General features: G+C 65.5%; 20 protein-coding genes and 1 other RNA gene. 4 read left to right on the top strand and 17 right to left on the bottom strand.

What is annotated here, in order from left to right; all coding sequences use genetic code 11:
* Nucleotides 1-27: 27 nt before the first annotated feature.
* The 9 genes from AC1DWU_RS05825 to katG all read right to left on the bottom strand — a co-directional run bounded on the left by AC1DWU_RS05825 (nt 28) and on the right by katG (nt 8,542).
* Nucleotides 28-255, bottom strand: coding sequence for a helix-turn-helix transcriptional regulator (locus AC1DWU_RS05825; RefSeq protein ID WP_477149019.1), 228 nt, complete (start codon nt 253-255; stop codon nt 28-30).
* Nucleotides 256-259: 4 nt separating this feature from the next.
* Nucleotides 260-685: a hypothetical protein gene (locus AC1DWU_RS05820; RefSeq protein WP_477149018.1), complete on the bottom strand. Its 426-nt coding sequence runs from the start codon at nt 683-685 to the stop codon at nt 260-262.
* A gap of 124 nt (nt 686-809) precedes the next feature.
* Nucleotides 810-1,193: RNase P RNA component class A (gene rnpB, locus AC1DWU_RS05815), an RNA gene on the bottom strand.
* Between the two features lie 45 nt (nt 1,194-1,238).
* Nucleotides 1,239-1,937, bottom strand: a complete 699-nt coding sequence (locus AC1DWU_RS05810) for a TerB family tellurite resistance protein (protein WP_477149017.1) — start codon at nt 1,935-1,937, stop codon at nt 1,239-1,241.
* 125 nt (nt 1,938-2,062) lie between these two features.
* Nucleotides 2,063-2,785: a hypothetical protein gene (locus AC1DWU_RS05805; RefSeq protein WP_477149016.1), complete on the bottom strand. Its 723-nt coding sequence runs from the start codon at nt 2,783-2,785 to the stop codon at nt 2,063-2,065.
* Nucleotides 2,786-2,935: 150 nt separating this feature from the next.
* A complete protein-coding gene (gene metF / locus AC1DWU_RS05800; protein ID WP_477149015.1) occupies nt 2,936-3,835 on the bottom strand; it encodes a methylenetetrahydrofolate reductase [NAD(P)H] in 900 nt (299 codons plus the stop codon).
* The gene (locus AC1DWU_RS05795) at nt 3,832-4,794 is read right to left on the bottom strand and encodes an ArsR/SmtB family transcription factor (RefSeq protein WP_477149014.1); all 963 of its coding nucleotides are present in this window, start codon (nt 4,792-4,794) and stop codon (nt 3,832-3,834) included. The genes metF and AC1DWU_RS05795 overlap by 4 nt, the downstream gene beginning before the upstream one ends.
* A gap of 123 nt (nt 4,795-4,917) precedes the next feature.
* A complete protein-coding gene (locus tag AC1DWU_RS05790; RefSeq protein ID WP_477149013.1) occupies nt 4,918-6,048 on the bottom strand; it encodes a DUF2336 domain-containing protein in 1,131 nt (376 codons plus the stop codon).
* A 310-nt stretch (nt 6,049-6,358) separates the two neighbouring features.
* The gene (gene katG, locus AC1DWU_RS05785; protein WP_477149012.1) at nt 6,359-8,542 is read right to left on the bottom strand and encodes a catalase/peroxidase HPI; all 2,184 of its coding nucleotides are present in this window, start codon (nt 8,540-8,542) and stop codon (nt 6,359-6,361) included.
* Nucleotides 8,543-8,731: 189 nt separating this feature from the next.
* On the opposite strand from katG, the gene AC1DWU_RS05780 reads away from it, so the two are divergent.
* Nucleotides 8,732-9,646, top strand: coding sequence for a LysR substrate-binding domain-containing protein (locus AC1DWU_RS05780; RefSeq protein ID WP_477149011.1), 915 nt, complete (start codon nt 8,732-8,734; stop codon nt 9,644-9,646).
* On the opposite strand, the gene AC1DWU_RS05775 is transcribed toward AC1DWU_RS05780, so the two are convergent.
* A complete protein-coding gene (locus AC1DWU_RS05775; protein ID WP_477149010.1) occupies nt 9,628-10,215 on the bottom strand; it encodes an MOSC domain-containing protein in 588 nt (195 codons plus the stop codon). The genes AC1DWU_RS05780 and AC1DWU_RS05775 overlap by 19 nt on opposite strands.
* Complete coding sequence (rarD, locus tag AC1DWU_RS05770; RefSeq protein ID WP_477149009.1) at nt 10,212-11,123, bottom strand: EamA family transporter RarD; 912 nt, start codon at nt 11,121-11,123, stop codon at nt 10,212-10,214. The genes AC1DWU_RS05775 and rarD overlap by 4 nt, the downstream gene beginning before the upstream one ends.
* Nucleotides 11,124-11,291: 168 nt before the next feature.
* On the opposite strand from rarD, the gene AC1DWU_RS05765 reads away from it, so the two are divergent.
* Nucleotides 11,292-11,708 (top strand): host attachment protein, encoded by a 417-nt coding sequence (locus tag AC1DWU_RS05765; protein ID WP_477149008.1) that lies wholly within the window; start codon nt 11,292-11,294, stop codon nt 11,706-11,708.
* Here the strand turns inward: AC1DWU_RS05765 and AC1DWU_RS05760 are convergent.
* Nucleotides 11,698-12,210 carry a hypothetical protein gene (locus tag AC1DWU_RS05760; protein ID WP_477149007.1) on the bottom strand — a complete coding sequence of 171 codons (513 nt, stop codon included), beginning with the start codon at nt 12,208-12,210 and terminating at the stop codon, nt 11,698-11,700. The genes AC1DWU_RS05765 and AC1DWU_RS05760 overlap by 11 nt on opposite strands.
* Before the next feature lie 85 nt (nt 12,211-12,295).
* On the bottom strand, nt 12,296-12,733 hold the full coding sequence (locus tag AC1DWU_RS05755; RefSeq protein WP_477149006.1) for a rhodanese-like domain-containing protein: 438 nt from the start codon (nt 12,731-12,733) through the stop codon (nt 12,296-12,298).
* A gap of 96 nt (nt 12,734-12,829) precedes the next feature.
* Between AC1DWU_RS05755 and ftrA the strand changes: the two genes are divergently transcribed.
* Complete coding sequence (gene ftrA / locus AC1DWU_RS05750; RefSeq protein ID WP_477149005.1) at nt 12,830-13,798, top strand: transcriptional regulator FtrA; 969 nt, start codon at nt 12,830-12,832, stop codon at nt 13,796-13,798.
* A gap of 3 nt (nt 13,799-13,801) precedes the next feature.
* Here ftrA and AC1DWU_RS05745 read toward each other — a convergent pair whose 3' ends face one another.
* The 3 genes from AC1DWU_RS05745 to ettA form a co-directional block, all read right to left on the bottom strand.
* Nucleotides 13,802-14,650 carry an alpha/beta fold hydrolase gene (locus AC1DWU_RS05745; RefSeq protein ID WP_477149004.1) on the bottom strand — a complete coding sequence of 283 codons (849 nt, stop codon included), beginning with the start codon at nt 14,648-14,650 and terminating at the stop codon, nt 13,802-13,804.
* A gap of 209 nt (nt 14,651-14,859) precedes the next feature.
* On the bottom strand, nt 14,860-15,624 hold the full coding sequence (tam, locus tag AC1DWU_RS05740) for a trans-aconitate 2-methyltransferase (protein WP_477149003.1): 765 nt from the start codon (nt 15,622-15,624) through the stop codon (nt 14,860-14,862).
* 49 nt (nt 15,625-15,673) lie between these two features.
* Nucleotides 15,674-17,329, bottom strand: coding sequence for an energy-dependent translational throttle protein EttA (ettA, locus tag AC1DWU_RS05735; protein WP_477149002.1), 1,656 nt, complete (start codon nt 17,327-17,329; stop codon nt 15,674-15,676).
* A 192-nt stretch (nt 17,330-17,521) separates the two neighbouring features.
* Between ettA and AC1DWU_RS05730 the strand changes: the two genes are divergently transcribed.
* Complete coding sequence (locus AC1DWU_RS05730) at nt 17,522-18,424, top strand: TolB family protein (RefSeq protein WP_477149001.1); 903 nt, start codon at nt 17,522-17,524, stop codon at nt 18,422-18,424.
* On the opposite strand, the gene AC1DWU_RS05725 is transcribed toward AC1DWU_RS05730, so the two are convergent.
* Nucleotides 18,421-18,897, bottom strand: coding sequence for an Lrp/AsnC family transcriptional regulator (locus AC1DWU_RS05725; RefSeq protein WP_477149000.1), 477 nt, complete (start codon nt 18,895-18,897; stop codon nt 18,421-18,423). The two genes, AC1DWU_RS05730 and AC1DWU_RS05725, sit on opposite strands and share 4 nt — an antisense overlap.
* Nucleotides 18,898-18,985 lie beyond the last annotated feature (88 nt).

The following is an 18,985-nucleotide window of genomic DNA, read 5'->3' as shown; positions in this document are numbered from 1 at the left end:
TGTTGAGCTTATCCGCCGCCGCGGCGGCTAGTTGTCGCCGCCCTCGTACTGGAACACCTGCTCAAGCGGCGCGCCAAAGGCCCGGGCGATGCGGAAGGCCACTTCGAGCGACGGCGAATAGCGCCCCTGCTCGATCGCGACGATGGTCTGGCGGGTTACGCCGACCTTCTCCGCCAATGCTGCCTGGGTCATCTCGCCAGCGTTGAAGCGCAGCGCGCGGATGGTGTTGGCGATCTGGGGCTGTCCCTTGCCCATGGCGTCAGCCGATCCGGTAGTAGACGAGCCGGGAAGCGGCATCGACCACGCCCGCCAGCATCAAACCGACGAACAGGACATAAACCGCGACGGCCGGTTCATAGCCCCAAGCCAGCGGAAACAGGCTCAGGGCCCCGATGGCCGAAGCGACAACGTACGCGTTCCGCATGCCCTTCAGGCCGACTGCTTTGTCCCGCTCATCCGCCCGCTCGTCCTTGAACTCCTCCCGCCGGGCGATGGAGACAAGGATGGTCATGAGGATCATCGCCGCGATGTTGAACAGCACCACAAACAGGATAGCCCAGAGCAACCGGGCGGCCACCTCGGCGATCGATGTAGCGGGGTCGGTCACCGCCTCGAAGATCACCCAGGCGCCGATAACGACGGCCCCGAGGATATTCACCACGGCTTCCCATTCCTTGTAGCTCATCTCGGCCTCCGGCTTGTTACAACGGTGACGCCTATGTAATGCGAACCTGACATTATGTCAAGTTTTTCATACATAACGTCGCAAATAGCGGACACCGGTCCGATCAGCGCCATGGAGAGGGGCAAGTGCCAGTTGACCTATAAGCCGGGTTCTGTAGGGCCGGCGCCTCACGGCGCTGACGTGGTGACCATTCATCTTTGACCGGCATTACTGCCGGCCTTATGCAACCAACCCGGATGACAGGCCTCGAAAACCGGCTGGGGCGAACCCCGCGTCATCCCTATTTGGTCTTGCTCCCGGTGGGGTTTGCCGTGCCGTCCCTGTTGCCAGGTCCGCGGTGCGCTCTTACCGCACCCTTTCATCCTTACCCATGCCGAGGCGTGGGCGGTTTGCTTTCTGTGGCACTTTCCCTGGGGTCGCCCCCGGCGGCCGTTAGCCGTCACCGTATTTCGATGGAGCCCGGACTTTCCTCTCCCACGGAAACAGGAGCGGCCACCCGGTCAACTGGCGAGGCGCATATGGGGGGTGGGGTAACGTCCCGTCAAGCGCGCAGTCAGGCGGCGCGCTTCATGATCTGGTTGTAGGCGTTGTTGATCGCCGCCATGCGGGCGGTCGCCATGTCGATCATTTCCTCGGGCACGCCCTTGGCGATCAGCCGATCGGGATGATGTTCCGCGACGAGGAGTCGATAGACCCGCTTCACCTCGTCCCGCTCGGCGCTCGGCGCGAGACCGAGGACGACATAGGGGTCGGCGCCGCGATCGAACAGCACGTGCTGCGAGGTCAGCTGCTCGAAGCGCGCATCGTCGAAGCCGAAGATGTCGCTGACATTCTTCAGGTAATCGAGCTCGGCCTCGTGGATCAGCCCGTCGGCCGAGGCGATGAAGAACAGGCTGTCGAGCACATGCTCGAGCGTGTCAGGGCTGTCGATGAAGAAGCGGCGGACCTTCCTGGCATAGGCCTCATAGCCGGCGACGTCCTGCTGGGCGAGCTTGAAGAGCTTGTCGACCTGCTGCTCGATGCCTGACGGAATCTCGACGGTGCGCTGGAACGCGCGCAGTTCCGAGGCCGTCACCACGCCATCCGACACCGCCATCTTGGCCGACAGCGCGATCAGCGCCAGCGTGAACGCGGCGTCGCGCCCGCCCGGCAGCCAGGTGTCCGGATCGAGCGCGTTGATGAATGAGCCGACGATACCGGTCCGCTCCGAAGCCGACCCTACGAAGGCGCTAAGACGCTGCCAGACCGACATATGCCTCTCCGATCTCGGCGCACAATAGCGGCCGAACGGGAAAATAATAGCCGTGAGACATGCGGCGGATTGCATCGTCGGGCCCCCATGGACGTTTCGGCCGCCTTGTGAGGCGGCCGCAGGTTTCAGAAGAAGAAGAACTCGTCGTCCGGCAGCTGCTTCTTCTTTTTGTTGGGGCCCTCATCGAGGTAGAACCCATCCGGATCGTAGTCATCCGAGGTCTGCGACAACAGGCCCTTGCGCTCGAGATAGTCGGCGAGCGAGCCCGAATCCCATTCCTCGAGCTGATCGCCCGTCACGACCTCGTCGTCGCTGAGCGGGAACGGCTCGACAGCGGCGTTCTCCTGCTGCTTCACCTTGTTCTCGTCGAGAATCAGCGGCTTCTCTGCAGCCGGCAGCGACGCTACCTCGGTCGCCTTGGGCCGGGCGCTGCGCGGCAGCGGCATCGGCGGGTTGGCGTCGGCGGGCGCTACGGTCGCGACCTCGGTCGGCGCCTTGATCGGGGTCGTCGGCGAGACCGGCTTCAGCGTGACGGGCTTCTGCGGCGCAGGCGTCACGGCGGCATTGTCGCCGTCCGAAATGTATGAGGGCAGCTTCTTGCCCTTCGCCAGCAGCTTGTCGACCGGATCCTCGGTCGTGACGCTGGCGGTCTCGATCGGATCAGTCGCCGCGGGCTTGGCTGCCGGAAGCTTCAGGGCTGGCTTGGTCGTGGTGGCATCTGCAGCGGTCACGGCAGTCGCCGTGGTGCTGGTCGGGTTGCCGACGACCATGTTCGCGGCAGGCACCGCGAGGATGACGACTAGACCGGCCCAAGCCAGTCCGCCCTTCACCTTGCCATCGAGTTTCATTGGCTGCTGTCCTTCAAACTTGCCCCCGTCCCCACAGCCCGACGGAAGCCAATTAACGTGGCCATTTTGTGGATGGCCGGGGCAGTACCCCAGGATGAACGCTGCCTGAACGGACCTGAACGGACGCTGAACACGTTGTCAGCCCTTGGGTTAGTCGGGGCGATAACCAAGCAGCCGCGCCAGCGCCAGTACCAGGTTGGAGCGGTTCAGCGTAAAGAAGTGGAACTCAGTACTGCCGTTATCGACCAGTTCCAACACCTGCTCCGCGGCGACCGCCGATGCAACCAGCGCATGTGTCTCGGGATCTTCGTCGAGGCCTTCGAATCGATCGGTCAGCCAGTCCGGGATGGAGGCACCGTTCTTGGCCGCAAAGCTGGAGATCTGCTTGAACGAGTGGATCGGTTGGATTCCCGGCACGATCGGCGCGGTGATGCCGGCGGCCTGCGCGCGGTCGATCAGGCGGAAATAGTCGTCGTTGCTGAAGAACATCTGGGTGATGGCGCGGCTGGCACCCGCATCCAGCTTGCGCTTGAGGTTGTCGATCTCGGCGTCCCAGCTCGGGCTTTGCGGATGCTTGTCCGGATAAGCGGCAACCGAGATATCGAATTCACCGATCCGCCGGATGCCCGCGACAAGTTCGGCCGCGTTCTGGTAGCCCTCGGGGTGCGGGACGAACGGCTTGCCGATGCCCTCGGCCGGATCGCCGCGCAGCGCAACGATGCGGGAAATGCCCGCTTCCTGGTAGCCGCGCACCACAGCATCGACCTCATCGCGCGTCGCGCCGACGCAGGTGAGATGCGCCGCGGCGTCGACGCCGGTTTGGGCCTTCACCTCTTTCACCATGCGCAGGGTGCGCTCGCGCGTCGAGCCGCCGGCGCCATAGGTAACCGACACGAACCGCGGATGGAGCGGCGCGAGCTTGTGGATCGAGTCCCAGAACCGCTCTTCCATGACGTCGGTCTTGGGCGGGAAGAACTCGAACGAGACCTGGAATTTCGGCCGCACGTCCGGGCGCATGCGGCTCGGGCGGTCGGTGTAGTCGGTACTCATATGGGTTTGTCCGTCTCGTCGGTGAGCCGCCAGAGGCACACGGTAAGGCCTTCGGTCGGATTGGTGGGTGGGAAGGATTTGAGTTCGCTGACCGCCAGATCGGTGGCGCGCGCCCAGCCGGCCATCTGTGCCTCGCTCAGACCGAGGCGGCGATGCGCGTGGTGGGTGCGGAGAAACTCGAGCCCGTGCGGGGCGAAATCGACGATCAGCATCTCGCCGCCCGGCTTCAGCGCACGACGCGCCTGTGCCAGAACCCGGCCCGGATCATCGAAATAGTGCAGCACCTGGTGGATGACGATGACATCGGCGCGGCCAGCGCTGGCATCGAGATCGGCGATATCGCCGAGCCGCACCTGCGCATGGCCGATCGAGCACTGAGCGAGCTTGGCCCGGGCCACGGCAATCATCTCGCGACTCGCATCGATGCCGATGCCGCGGCGGTAGTGGCCCGCCAGCAGTTCGAGCATCCGGCCGGTGCCTGTGCCCAGATCGATGAGGGTGTCGACCACCCTGCCCTGCATCGCCTGAACGATGGCGGCCTCCACCGCCTCCTCGGGCACATGCAGCGAGCGCAGCAGATCCCAGCTGTCGGCAACCTTGGCGAAATAGGCCGCGGCCTGCTCGGCCTGGTTGAGCCGAACGGACTCGAGGCGCTGGCGGTCACGCAGCCGATCGGCATCCTCGGGCGAAAGCCGGCCGATCAGCCAGCGCGCCAGATCGCCGCCCGGCCCTTCCGGCGCGAGCCCGTAATAGGCCCAGGCGCCTTCGGCATTGCGGGTGATCAAGCCGGCGTCGGCCAGCAGTTTCAGGTGGCGGGAGACGCGCGGCTGGCTCTGGCCGAGGATCTCGGTGAGGTCCTTGACCGATTGCTCACCATCGGCGAGCAATGCCAACAGCCGCAGCCGGGTCGTTTCCCCCGCCGCGCGCAGCACCCCCACCAAGTCCGCCGTGTCGTTCATTCGGCCTCACGAGATATAAAGATATCTTTATATGCGTTGCGCGGCTTGGTCTAGAGGGTCGTTCCCAGCGAAAAACGGCGGCCCTTGCGGACCGCCGTTGAAGAGTTGGACAGAGTGTAGGTATCAGGCGGCGCCGACGACGTCCTCGTTGGGCAGGCGGCGGCGGAAGGCGTGGGTGCGCCAGAGCTCGAAGATGCCGACCGCTTCGTCCTTGCTGAGCGCTTCGAAGCGCCTCCGGACGTTCTGCAGGTCGGCCTGGCTCGGCAGATCCCGCCAGGGCATCGAGGCGATCATCGCCTCGAACAGGTCGGGCTGGATGCCCAGGGCACGAAGCGCCACGGTGATCGCCACATAGTCCTGCATGGCGAGCCACTTGACGAAAACTTCCGGGCCGACGCGCAGCAGCATGGTGAGCGCGGCGGCGGTGTGGTGGCCGTAGCCAAAGCGGGCGAAGCGGATCAGCGCGCGCTCATCGAGCTGCTTGCGGTCCGAGAGCGCCTTCACCTGGTTATAGGCGACCTTCCACTCCTGGCTGGAGAAGCCGGCGCGGTTGCGCATGCGGTTGTAGACCACAGCCTGCACCTTGCCGACAGTGACCGGATCAACCCGCGGATCGATGCGCGACATGGTCTCGCGGACCCGATCGCCGACCGCTTCGATCTTGCCGCCGAGGCTCTTCCAGTCGAGATCTTCGCGACCGCGCAGGTCGGCCGCGATCGCAGCATCCGATGCGGCGCGTTCGGCGAGACGCTCGAGCGCCTGCTGGCCGATCTCGGCATTGGTGTTGCGCACCAGCTTGATCACCGAGGCGGTCTCGCCGTGCTCGACGATGGCTTCGCCGACCCTCTCGGGAACCTGCGTGCGGCCGGCAATGGCCACGCGATGCTCCTCGGACTGGTTGGCGATGATCTCGATCAAGTCGTCGTCGCTCAACACGTTCGAGAATTCGAGCAACGGCTGCGCCACCTCGATCTCGTCATTGGCGAGCTTGACCACCACATTGCCCGGCGCGCGGTCGAGCGGCGCGAGGAGCTTGGCCACATAGGCCCGCGCCTCGGATTCAACCAGTTCAGCCAGCTGGCACAACACCTCGTCGTACTGCGCGACCTGCTCGTCATCGCAGCGATCCGACACGTAGGAGTAGAGCTGGGCCATGTTGCGGAACAGCTGGTCGCGTTCCACGATATTGGAGTCACCGTTCAGGACCCTGAACGTCGAGAAGGCGCGTGTGGTGCCCTCTTCCATCTCAGTCATGTCACTTCCCTCCGGCTTCTGCCGTATGGAGGGCAGATTGGCCCGGCAGTTAAGTGCGCGCGCTGAAGGTAAGGGCGGAAATTTGATTCAAATTGCGCGGAGTTTGGTGAGGGCTCGCTAACGGCCCGCGCCTGCCTGCCTTCTCCCCTTGTGGGAGAAGGTGGCGCGAAGCGCCGGATGAGGGGTCCCGTGACACGAAGTGTCGCGCGACCGGAGCGAAGCGAAGGGCGACTGAGTTCGTGGAGAGAGACCCCTCATCCGCCCTTCGGGCACCTTCTCCCAGAAGGGGAGAAGGCACCGACTGAGGGCGTCAGGCTAGGTCGAACCGGTCGGCGTTCATTACCTTGACCCAGGCGGCGACGAAGTCCTTGGCAAACTTCTCGGTCGCATCCGACTGGGCGTAGACCTCGGCCAGGGCGCGCAGCTGCGAGTGCGCGCCGAAGATCAGGTCGACGCGGGTGGCGGTCCAGCGCACTTCACCGGTTTTGCGGTCATGGCCGGCATAGACATTGTGCGTCTGGTCGGCAGGCTTCCACTCGGTCGCCATGGACAGCAGGTTGACGAAGAAGTCGTTGGTCAACTGGCCCGGGCGGGTGGTGAGCACGCCGTGCTTGTCCGCACCGATGCCGAGGACGCGGAGGCCACCGAGCAGCACCGTCAGTTCCGGCGCGGTGAGGCGGAGGAGCTGGGCCTTGTCGACCATGGCTTCCTCGGGCTGCATGAACTGGCGGCCGCTGAGGTAGTTGCGGAAAGCATCGGCGCGAGGCTCGAGGGCGCGGAAGGAGAGGACGTCGGTCTGCTCCTGCGAGGCGTCCATGCGGCCGGGGGTGAACGGCACGGTGACGGGGTTGCCAGCGTCCGCCGCCGCCTTCTCGATGCCGGCGCTGCCCGCCAGCACGATCAGGTCGGCGAGGGAGATGCGCTTGCCGGCCAGTTCTACCTCGTGCTGGATATCCTCCAGTACGCTCAGCACCTTGTCGAGCCGCTCGGGCTGGTTGACGGCCCAGTCCTTCTGCGGAGCAAGGCGAATGCGGGCGCCGTTGGCCCCGCCGCGCTTGTCGGAGCCACGGAAGGTCGAGGCTGAAGCCCAGGCAGTACCAACCAGCTCCGCGACCGAGAGGTTGGTGTTCAGAATCTCGGACTTGATCCTGGCGATATCAGCGTCCGTGACCAGTGGGTGGTCGACGGCGGGGATGACGTCCTGCCAGATCAGGTCCTCGGCCGGAACCTCGGGGCCGAGATAGCGGACCTTCGGACCCATGTCGCGGTGGGTGAGCTTGAACCAGGCGCGCGCGAAGGCATCGGCGAACTGCTCAGGATGCTCGAGGAAGCGGCGCGATATCTGCTCGTAGGCCGGGTCGACGCGCAACGCGAGGTCGGTGGTGAGCATGGTGGGGACGCGCTTGCCGGTGCCGAAGGCTTCGGGGATCGAGGCCTCGGCGCCCTTGGCGGTCCACTGCTTGGCACCGGCGGGGCTGGTGGTCAGCTCCCACTCGAAGGCGAAGAGGTTTTCGAAGAAGTAGTTCGACCAGCGGGTGGGCGTCTGGGTCCAGATGACTTCGAGGCCGGAGGTGATGGTGTCGCCGGAATGGCCGACGCCGTGGCCGCCCTTCCAACCGAGGCCCTGGTCTTCGAGCGCACCGGCTTCCGGCTCCGGGCCGACGAGCGACGGATCACCGGCGCCGTGGGTCTTGCCGAAGGAGTGGCCGCCGGCGATCAGCGCGACGGTTTCCTCGTCGTTCATCGCCATGCGGGCGAAGGTTTCGCGGATGTCACGCGCTGCCTTCAGCGGATCCGGGTTGCCGTTCGGGCCTTCCGGATTGACGTAGATGAGACCCATCTGCACCGCGCCCAGCGGCTCGGCCAGCTCGCGCTCGCCCGAATAGCGCTCGTCGCCGAGCCAGGTGCCTTCCGGACCCCAGAACAGCTCCTCGGGCTCCCACACATCGGCGCGGCCGCCGGCGAAGCCGAAGGTCTTGAAGCCCATCGATTCGAGGGCGACGTTGCCGGTGAGGATCAGCAGGTCGGCCCACGAAATGGCGTTGCCGTACTTCTGCTTCAGCGGCCAGAGCAGGCGCCGGGCCTTGTCGAGATTGGCATTGTCGGGCCAGCTGTTGAGCGGGGCGAAGCGCTGCTGCCCCTGCCCGGCGCCGCCGCGGCCATCGGTGATGCGATAGGTGCCGGCGCTGTGCCAGGCCATCCGAATAAAGAGGCCACCGTAGTGGCCGAAATCGGCCGGCCACCAGTCCTGCGAGTCGGTCATCAGGGCGGTGAGGTCGGCCTTCAGCGCGGCGAGATCGAGTGTCTTGAACGCCTCGGCGTAGTCGAAATCCCGCCCCAGCGGATCGGCGAGGCCGGAGTTCTTGTGCAGCACCTGGACATCGAGTTGCGTGGGCCACCAATCGCGGTTGGAGTGGCCCCGGCCTTTGCGACCGCCGCCACCACCATGGGGGACCGGGCACTCGCCGCCATTGCCTTCATTCGATGCGTCCATGTCAGTCTCCGTTCGCCCGAGGCGATATCCATTTGCGGTCTTCGATAGGGTTTCCGGGTGACGCCGCAGTGACCATTCGCGCGCTTCGGCGCGACGGTCGCGAGTCACACACTGGAACGCTTGCATTGTGGACCAGGCGAGACACATAAGGCCAATTGATTGCACTACTCATCGTGATAACGTGCGCTTATGACCGTCACCCTGAGACAGATGCAGTATGCCGTCGCGCTGGCGGAAACCGGGCATTTCGGCCGGGCCGCCGAGCGTTGCCACGTCACCCAGCCCGGCCTCAGCCAGCAGATCCGGCAGCTCGAGGAACTGTGCGGCGCCCCATTGTTCGATCGGCTTGGCAAATCCGTGCGGCTCACGCCACTGGGCCGCGAGTTCGTAGAGCGGGCGCGGCCGATTCTCGAGCAAACCGAGGGGTTGATGTCGTTCGTCGCCGGTCAGCGCGGCAACCCGGCGCGACCGCTGCGGCTGGGGGTGATCCCGACGGTGGCGCCCTACCTGCTGCCACACGTGTTCCCCGCCCTGCAGCGCGACCTGCCGGAGCTGAGCTTCACCGTTTCAGAGAGCCGCACCGACGCGCTGATCGACAGCCTCGCCGACGGCAGCCTCGACCTGGCGCTGATCGCCAGCGAGCCCAGGGCGGGTGGCCCACGGCTCACCGCGGCGCCGCTATTCGCCGATGAGTTCGTGCTGGCCACTGGTGCCGGCGACAATACCGTCGACCCAGTTCCGCTGGCCGACATCGACGGCGATCGGGTGCTGCTGCTCGACGAGGGTCATTGCTTCCGTGAACAAGCCATCGCCGCCTGCTCGCTCGACCCGGATGCGGCGCGGCGCACCTTTGCCGCCACCTCGCTCTCGACCATCGTCGAGTTTGTCGCCAACGGCCAGGGCATCACGCTGTTGCCGGAGATCGCGCTGAAAAAGGAAGCCACGGGCGACCGCATCCGCATCCACCGGCTGGAATCGCCGGGCGCGCGGCGGCTGTTGTCGCTGGTGTGGCGCGAGGCGACGCCATTCGGCGCGGTGTTCGAGCAGGTTGCCGAGACGATCCGGCAGGCGCGTCCGGCGGTCGTTCAGCCCTCGATCGGGTAAGGGGACTGCCGCCAGGTGCGGACCTTCACTGCATCGCCCTGCCGGATCACGCCTTCGCGCTCGACCCAGCCGACGAGGCCGCGTTTGCCCATCGCCGCCTTGACGAAACCGAACTCGATGTCGGCCCTGCCCTCGATATGCGCCGCGATCGTCTTGCCGGTCTTGCGGCAGGGGTCGTTGTCGCCATCGATGCGGATAGTGGCGCCGGACGGGAACATCATCAGGCTGCGCGGCGGCAGCTGCGTCAGATGCGGGATGCCGGAGAGGATCAGGTTGGCGCCGACCCATTCGCCGAGGATGTGCGGCAGGCCGAGAGACGTGGCGACCTCCGCCAGTTCCTCGGCGCTGAGGATCGATATCTGCCGCTCGTTGCGCATCGGCGTGCGGCGGGGATACCAAGGCTCGCGCGCACCGCTCAGTCGCACCGCCCCCTGGTGCCGGTCTCCGGCGACACCGTCATAAGTGAGGGTCAGTTCAGGATGCGCCGTCGACTCGACCGCCTCGCTCTCGACGACGAACGTACCGTCGACCAGGCCGGTGAGGGTCAGCGCCGGAAGCGGCTCGCTCATGCCGCTACGCGCCGTCGCCGGCGCATCACCGAGTCGAGCGTGTAGACCACCAGCGACACCCAGATCAGCCCGAAGCTGACGAGTCGCACCGCGTTGAGGTGCTCGCCGAACAACGTGATGGCGAGGAGGAATGTGATCGACGGCGCGATGTACTGCAGCATACCGACGGTCGTCATCTTCAGCCGCTGCACCGCGAAGGCAAAGAGCAGCAGCGGCAAGGCCGTTGCCGGTCCGGTCAGCGCCAGGAGGATCAGCGAATACGGATCGCCGTGCCAGCCGACGCCGCCATCACGGACGAATGTGTAGCCGAGATAGGCGATGGCGATCGGCGCCAGCACCAGGGTTTCAACGAACAGGCCTGGCGCGGAACTCACCTTGGCGGTCTTGCGCAGGTAGCCATAGGCCGCGAAGGTCAGCGCCAGGCTGAGCGCCACATAGGGAATGCCGCCGATTGCGACGGCCTGAATAGCGATGGCGACCGCAGCAATGGCGATGGAAACCATCTGCCAGCGGTTGAGCCGCTCGCCGAGCAACAACACACCGGTCGCCACATTCACCAGCGGCAAGATGAAGTACCCGAAGCTCGCCTCGAGCACCTGCCCGCTCTCGACCGCGAACACATAGATCAGCCAGTTGCCGCCCAGGATCAGCGCCGCCATCACCATCGAGCGCACGGTACGCGGGTCGCGCAGCGCCGCCTGCACCTCGACCATGCGCCCGCCCAGCATCATGATGATGCCCAGCACCAGCAGCGACCACAGCGTCCGGTCGGCAACCACGGTCGCCGCCCCCACGTGATGCAGCAGGTTGAACAGCAGCGGCAGGAATCCCCACAGCACATAGGTCGCGACGCCAGCGGCGAGGCCGCTGTCCGGACGGTGGGTTTCGGAGCTGGTGACGGACGCCAACGCGTGTCCTTCCGGGCCTCAGGCGGCCCTGTGAGAGCCGCCTTCTAGCAGCGGCCCCGAGGGCGGACAAATCAGAGTTTGTGATTGGCTGCACAACACGGCTTGATGGTGATCAAACCAATCGCCACGTCCTGCGTTAGTCCTTCGTACCATCACAAGGAGAGCGCCATGAAAGCCAAGGTCACCTGGATCCTCATCGCCGACGGGGCCACGGCCAAGGTCTTCGAGCATTGCGGACCTGGCAAGGGACTGAAAGCCATCGACGATCTGATGTTCGAACAGGAACCGCTGAAGGCCGGGGAGATCATGGCAGACCGCCCTGGACGGAGCATTTCATCGATGGGCGCCGGCGGTCGCAGCGCCATGGAATACTCATCCGATCCGGTGGCCGTGCGCGAGCGGCGCTTCGTTGAAAACGTCGCCGAGGAACTGGAGCGCAAATACCAGCGGCACTCCTTCGATCAGCTGATCATCGCCGCCGCGCCGACCGCGCTTGGCGATCTGCGGCCCGCACTCAGCAAAGGCCTCCGCGACACTGTTGTCGCCGAGCTGCCGCGCGCCCCCCCCCTTCCAGCTATTCGGTAAACTGGACCGTGGCCAGCATCTGCCCGGCGCGGAATGCCGCCGAGGTGCCACCTTCGGGCACGCTCCAGTAGACGAACTGGCTCGAGCCGAAGCCCGGCTGCACATAGTAGAAATTCTGGAACAGCAGCGCCGCATCGGTTGTCTTGACCTGGTATTCGATGACGTTCCAGGCTTTGCCGCCGATGTTCTCCAGCCGCTCGCTGACGACGGTGACGTTCTCCGGCTTGCCGTCGAGCGCTGCCGCTGCCGCGTTGGTGAGGATGGCCTCGCGGAACTGCGAGACGGGCCAGGCGCCAGTCTCGTTGATGACCGCGAAACCAATGGTCTCGTCGCTGGAGTAGTAGAGGAACTCCTGATCGCCGGCCGGCGTCTGCACCGCCCAGCCGGTGGTGTCGATGCAGGCGCTGACCTTCACCTTCGTGCTGGTGACCGTTTCGCAGGCCATCACCGGCGTCGTGAGCACCAGCGCCGAGGCGATGGCGCCGAGGATAATTTTGTTCATGTGCGAGCCCTTCCCAAGAATAATTCGGGCGGAGCTTGTGGCTGGAGTCGCCTTGCTGGCAAGCGGATTTGCGCGACGGGAGACGTTATTCCGCCGCCTGCCTGGCAATCGCGATGCTGCCGACCGCTTCGCCGCTCGCGAGCACGAAGCCTTCGTCCAGCCAGCCGGTCACTCCGCCGATCATCTCCTTGACCGGGCGGCCCAGTTCGGCCAGCCGCAGCGCCCCCTTGTTGGCGCCGTTGCAGTGCGGGCCGGCGCAATAGGTGACGAACAGCGTCCCCTCCGGCCATTCGGCCATCCGGCGCGCGGTGATCTTGCCATGCGGCAGGTTGAGCGCCCCGGGCACGTGCCCCTGCGCATAGAGAACCGGGCTGCGCACATCGAGCAGCACGAAATCCTGCGTATCGCGGCTCAGCGCATCGTGCACGTCCCAGCAATCGGTCTCGAAGCCGAGCCGGCGGGAGAAGTGCAGCAGCGCCTCTGGCGACGCGGCGGCGGGGACAAGGGCGACGTTGCTTGGCATTTGGGCCTCCTTGGGGTTGGAATGGCGTGAACTTGCCGGAAAACGGCGGGACTGGTGAGTGGCGGGAATGCCAATATGCGGTAAGATACCGCCATCATGGATAGACCCAACCGCCACGTCGCCATCCTCGCCTACGACCAACTCTGTATGTTCGAGTTCGGCATCGCTGTCGAAGTGTTCGGCCTCGCCCGACCGGAGTTCGCGCATCTCGACTGGTACACACACGAGATCGTCGGCATCGAGCCGGGGCCGTATCGCGCCGGCGGCGTCAGCGTCGCGGCCAGCCACGACTTGAGCCGGCTTCAGCATGCCGGGCTGATTGTCGTGCCCGGTTGGCGCGGCGCGAAAATGCCGGTGCCCGAACCGCTGGTCGAGGCACTACGGACGGCCCACGCTCGCGGCGCCCGCATCGCGACCCTCTGCTCGGGCGTATTCGTCCCAGCCCGCGCCGGACTGCTCGACGGCCGCCGCGCCACCACGCACTGGCGCTATGCCGAAACGCTCCGCGCCGAGTTTCCGGGGATCGAAGTCGAGCCCGACATCCTCTACTCCGAGGACGGAAACCTCCTCACCGCCGCCGGCTCGGCAGCCGGCATCGACCTGTGCCTCCACATCGTTCGCCAGGACTTTGGCGCCGAGATCGCCAACACCGTGGCCCGGCGCCTCGTCCTCCCCGCCCATCGCGACGGCGGCCAGGCGCAGTTCGTCGCCCGCCCCGTGGCCAAGGAACGGCGGGGCCGCATCGGCCCGCTGCTCGATACGTTGCGCGGACGGCTGGACGAGGACTGGAGCATTGCCCGGATGGCAGCGCTGGCAATGCTCTCCGAGCGCACGTTGATTCGACACTTCAACGAAGCCACCGGCCTCAGCCCGTTGACTTGGCTCATCACCGAGCGCGTCGAGCGCACCAAGGAACTGCTGGAGACCACCGACTTCGGCCTCGACGCCATCGCCGAGGCCAGCGGCTTCCGCAGCCAGGAGACGTTGAGACATCACTTTCGGGCCAAGACTGGCGTGAGCCCCAGCGCGTTCAGGCGCAGCTTTGGGCGGATCGCCGCCGCGTAGCGGCTAGTCGTCGGCCTCGTCGCCGTCACCCTCGCCTTGTCCAGTCACAGCTTCGAGGAACTCGAACAGGATCGGATCGAACAGGTCGGGCCGTTCGAGGCTTGGGAAATGCGCCGTGTCCTCGAGCACCACCGCGAAGGCGTTCTCCAGTTCCTCGGACAGGTCCTCGTGGATCGAAATGATGTCGGAGCAATCGAGCTCACCGACCACCAGCAGCGTCGGCGCGGTGATTGCCGAGAGGTTGTGGAACGCCGCCTCCGGACGCTCCTCCTTGGTGAGCGGCGCGTGGTTGAGGTGGATCTCGTTCATGGCGAGGAACAACTCGCGCACCGGACCCGTAACCCGCCCGGATTCCCCGTAGGGCCCATCAAGCCATTCATGCGCCTGGATGCGGTTGGCGGTCGCGATGTTGCCGCGCTCCTTGGCGTACTCGAACGCCTCCTCGAGCTGCTCGACTTCCTCGTCGACCTCGTAGCCTTCGGCCCCTGTCACCGCCGTGCCCATCAGCACCAGCGCAACGGTCCGGCCCGGATGCTCCAGCGCGAAATCGATCGCGAGGCCACCGCCCATTGAGGAGCCGACGAAGATTGCCGCATGGACGCTCAGCCGATCGAGCACCGCCTCGAGATCGACCAGGTGATTGAACGGCACGTCGGCCGTTTCGGTCTCGCCGAAGCCGCGCCGATCGTAGCTGATGACGTGATAGCCCTCGGCCGCCAGCTGGCGCATCTGCTCGGACCACATGCGGCGGTCGGCCACCCCGGCATGGAGAAATACCACGGGAATGCCGAAGCCGGCGGCCTCGCCGCGGATCAGCGCGCCGTCAAAGTCGATTTCGAAGGGAGAGGTCACGTTGGGCTCCGTTTCGCAAAGTTTTCGCCTAGCACCCGTCGCCGCCGCTGGCCAGAGGGACGATCTGGCAGCGGCTTCTCCGAGCACGCGCCGGAGGGCGCCCCCAAGCGCATCATGATGAAGCGCACCGGAGCAGCCGGGTTCGCGCAGCTCTATGTGCTCGATCCGGACCGCAACGTTGTCGAAGTGAACGCCGCGCCGATCTGAGCCTACTTCACCGCCACAATGAACAGCCGCGGGAAGCGCAGCAGGACCTTGCCGTCCACCGTGCGCGGATAGGCGCCGGCGATCAGCTCGAGGTAGCGGGCGAGGAACTCCTCGCGCTCTGCCGGCTCGAGCGGATCGATGAACGGACGGAGGCCGGTGGCCTGGACCCATTCGACGATGGCTTCCGGACCATCGAGCACGTGGTTGTAGTTGCTGTGCCAGATATCGAGGCGGCGGGCCGTCGGGCGCAGCGCGTCGTAGTAGACGCGCACCGGCAGCAGCGGGGCGCGGGCGGCCTGCTTCAGGCGCTCGGCCCATGGACCGTCGGCAGCCACCTGACGCATCAGTTGGTGCGAAGGCTCTCCGATATTGTCGGGCATCTGCACCGCCAGCACCCCGCCCTCGGCTTGCGCGGCGGCAACGCGGGTCAGAGCGACGAGATGCTTGGGCACCCATTGGTAGATGGCGTTGGCAAAGACGAGATCGGTTTCCGGCTCCGGCACCCACGTGTTGGCATCGGCCACATCGAACGTCGCCTGAGGCACGCGCTGCCGGGCTTCGGCGAGCATGTTGGACGAGTTGTCGAGCCCAATCACTTGCGCCGCGGGAAACCGTTCGACCAGCAGCTCGGTGGAGTTGCCCGGCCCGCAGCCCATGTCGACCACCCGCTTCGGCGCCGTCAGCGGCACCTGCGCCAGGAGGTCGCGCGCCGGACGGGTCCGCTCGTCCTCGAACTTCAGGTAGGTGGCGGGGGACCAGTCAGCCATTCTCAAACTCCAAATGAAAAGGCCGGGCACTGGGCCCGGCCTGTTGCGCTCAGCGCGTCAGCTTCTTGTACGTCACCCGATGCGGGTTCACGCTGTCCGGCCCCAGCCGCCGGATCTTGTCCTGCTCGTAGTCCGCGAAGTTGCCTTCGAACCACTCGAAGTGGCTCTCGCCCTCATAGGCCAGCATGTGGGTCGCCAGCCGGTCGAGGAACATGCGGTCGTGGCTGATGATCACGGCGCAGCCGGCGAATTCCTCGAGCGCCTCTTCGAGGGCGGCGAGGGTTTCGGTGTCGAGATCGTTGGTCGGCTCGTCGAGGAGCAGCACATTGGCGCCCGACTTCAGCATCTTGGCCAGGTGCACGCGGTTGCGCTGTCCGCCTGAGAGATTGCCGACCTTCTGCTGCTGGTCGGCGCCCTTGAAGTTGAAGGCCGAGGTGTAGGCGCGCGAGTTCATCTCGCGCTTGCCCAGCATCAGGATCTCGTTGCCGCCCGAGATTTCCTCCCAAACGGTCTTGTTGGCGCCGAGCGTGTCGCGGCTCTGGTCGACATAGCCGAGGTTGACGTTGTCGGCGACGGTGATGGTGCCCGAGTCAGGCTTTTCCTGCCCGGTCAGCATGCGGAACAGCGTGGTCTTGCCGACGCCGTTCGGGCCGATGATGCCGACGATGCCGCCGGGGGGCAGCTTGAAGGTGAGGTTGTCGATCAGCAGGCGATCCCCGTAGGACTTGGAGATGCCCTCGATATCGATGACGTTCTGCCCGAGCCGCTCGCCGGGCGGAATGATGATCTGGGCGGTCTGCGACTGGGTGCGCGCCTCGTTGATCTTGACTAGCTCGTCATAGGCCTTGATGCGCGCCTTGGACTTGGCCTGCCGCGCCTGCGGCGACTGCCCCATCCATTCCTTTTCCTTCTCGAGCACCTTCATGCGAGCGGCGTCCTCGCGCTCTTCCTGGGCGAAGCGCTTGGTCTTGGCCTCGAGATAGGCCGAGTAGTTGCCCTCGTAGGGCACGCCCTTGCCGCGGTCGAGCTCGAGGATCCAGCCGGTGACGTTGTCGAGGAAGTAGCGGTCATGGGTGATGATCAGCACAGCGCCGGCGAAGTTGCGCAGGTGCTTTTCCAGCCACGCCGTGGTCTCGGCGTCGAGATGGTTGGTCGGTTCGTCGAGGAGGATCAGGTCGGGGTTGCTGAGCAGCAGCGCGCAGAGCGCGACGCGGCGCTTCTCGCCGCCCGAGAGCTTGTCCACCTGGGCGTCGCCCGGCGGGCAGCCCAGCGCCTCCATGGCCACTTCCACCTGGGATTCGAGATCCCAGAGGTTTTGGGAGTCGATCACGTCCTGGAGCTTGGTCGCCTCGTCGGCGGTCTCGTCGGAGTAGTTCATCATCAACTCGTTGTAACGGTCGAGGATGTCCTTCTTCTCTTTGACGCCGGTCATGACGTTGCCGAGCACGTCGAGCGCCGGATCGAGCTGCGGCTCCTGCGGCAGATAGCCGATCTTGGCGCCATCGGCGGCCCAAGCCTCGCCGGTGAACTCGGTGTCGATGCCGGCCATGATGCGCAGCAGTGTCGACTTACCCGAGCCGTTCGGACCGAGCACGCCGATCTTGGCATCGGGGTAGAAGCTCAGGTGGATGTTATCGAGCACCTTCTTGCCGCCGGCATAGGCCTTGGACATTCCGTGCATGTGATAGATGAACTGGCGCGCCATGAGGGCACTGCTCCCGCCGCTGGTAGCTTGAATTGCGAGCGCCGTATGTAGGGGAAGCGGTCCGCTGGGGCAACACCACCTTCGGCTCCTGCCCCGAGGCACCGCATTGGCCGTCGCGATTCCGGCTAGCCAGCTCGCTGCATTATCGTTAATACGATTCAGCGCCAGAAGAGCACTCCCGGGAGGATATCCGTGCCGTCGAGACCCAATTTCGCCCGCCGCGGCCGCAGCCTGCTGCCGGGCCAGGTGTCAGAGCTGACTGTCATCAACATCGATGGCAGCGGCCGACAGGTGCTGTTCACCGCCGACCAGATCATCGAGGCACCGAACTGGACGCCAGACGGCAAGACGCTGGTGTTCAACGCCGGCGGCGAGCTGTGGAAGATGGCCGCCGACGGGACCGGCGAGATCGAGAAGATCGACACCGGCGACCTCGACGACCTCAACAACGACCACGTGCTCTCGCCCGACGGGCGCACGGTCTATGTGAGCTCGGACGATGGCCACCTCTACGCGCTGCCGATCACCGGCGGCATGCCGCGGCGGGTGTCGAACACCTACCCGCACCGTCACCACTATTACCTCCACGGCGTCTCGCCGAACGGCAAGACGCTGTCCTATGTCGGCGTCAACGCCGTGGGCGATAACCAGTGGGCCAAGGTGAACATCTGGACCATCCCCGCGGCCGGCGGCCCGGACACGCAGCTGACCGACGTGCTGGTGCCCAATGACGGCGCCGAGTACTCGCCCGATGGGCAGTGGATCTGGTTCAATTCCGAGCAGGCCTCGCCCGGTCACGCTCAGATCTTCAAGATGCGCACCGACGGCTCGGAGCTGACGCAGATCACCTTCGACGAGCGGGTGAACTGGTTCCCGCACTTCTCGCCAGATGGGAAATCGATCGCCTATCTGAGCTATCCACCTGGCACCAAGGGCCACCCCGCCGACAAGGACGTGATCCTGCGCTTCATGCGCCCGGATGGCACCGGCACTCGCGACATCATCGGCTTCAACGGCGGCCAGGGGACGATCAACGTCAACTCCTGGGCCCCCGACAACAAGCGGTTCGCCTACGTGGCGTATCCGATCGGCTAGAAATCAAGTGGCCGGTTGTCGGCCACTTCCTTCATCACGAAGAACGTCCGCGTCTGGCGCACGCCGGGCAGCGCGATCAGCTGCGTGCCGTGCAGGTGATTGAAATGCGCCATGTCGCGCACCCGGATCTTGAGGAAGTAGTCGAAGTCGCCGGCCACCAGGTGGCAGTCGAGCACGAACTTCAGCTTGGTCACCGCCGCCTCGAATGCGGCAAAGCTCTCGGGCGTCGACCGATCGAGCACGACGCCGACCAGCACCAGTGCGCCGAGCTCGAGCTTGTGCGGATCGATCACGCCGCGCACGGCTGAGAGATAGCCCGCCTCGAGCAGCCGCTGGGTCCGGCGATGGCAGGTCGCGGCGCTGACACCGACCTCCTCGGCAAGATCGGCGTTGCTGATCCGTCCGTCGCGCTGGAGCGCACGCAGCATCTTCATGTCGATGCGGTCGAGATCGGCGTCGGAAGATTCTTTCATCAGGTGAGGTCCTGCTCGATCATTGTCTGCACTTTCCACTAAGTTTCCGCTGTTCTAGCGCACCGTTACCATAGAGTTAGGAAGCACC

This window comes from Devosia sp. P2_G7, assembly GCF_056403495.1.
Note: the sequence above shows the minus strand (reverse complement) of the source record. Positions and strands in the feature narration are given on the sequence as shown.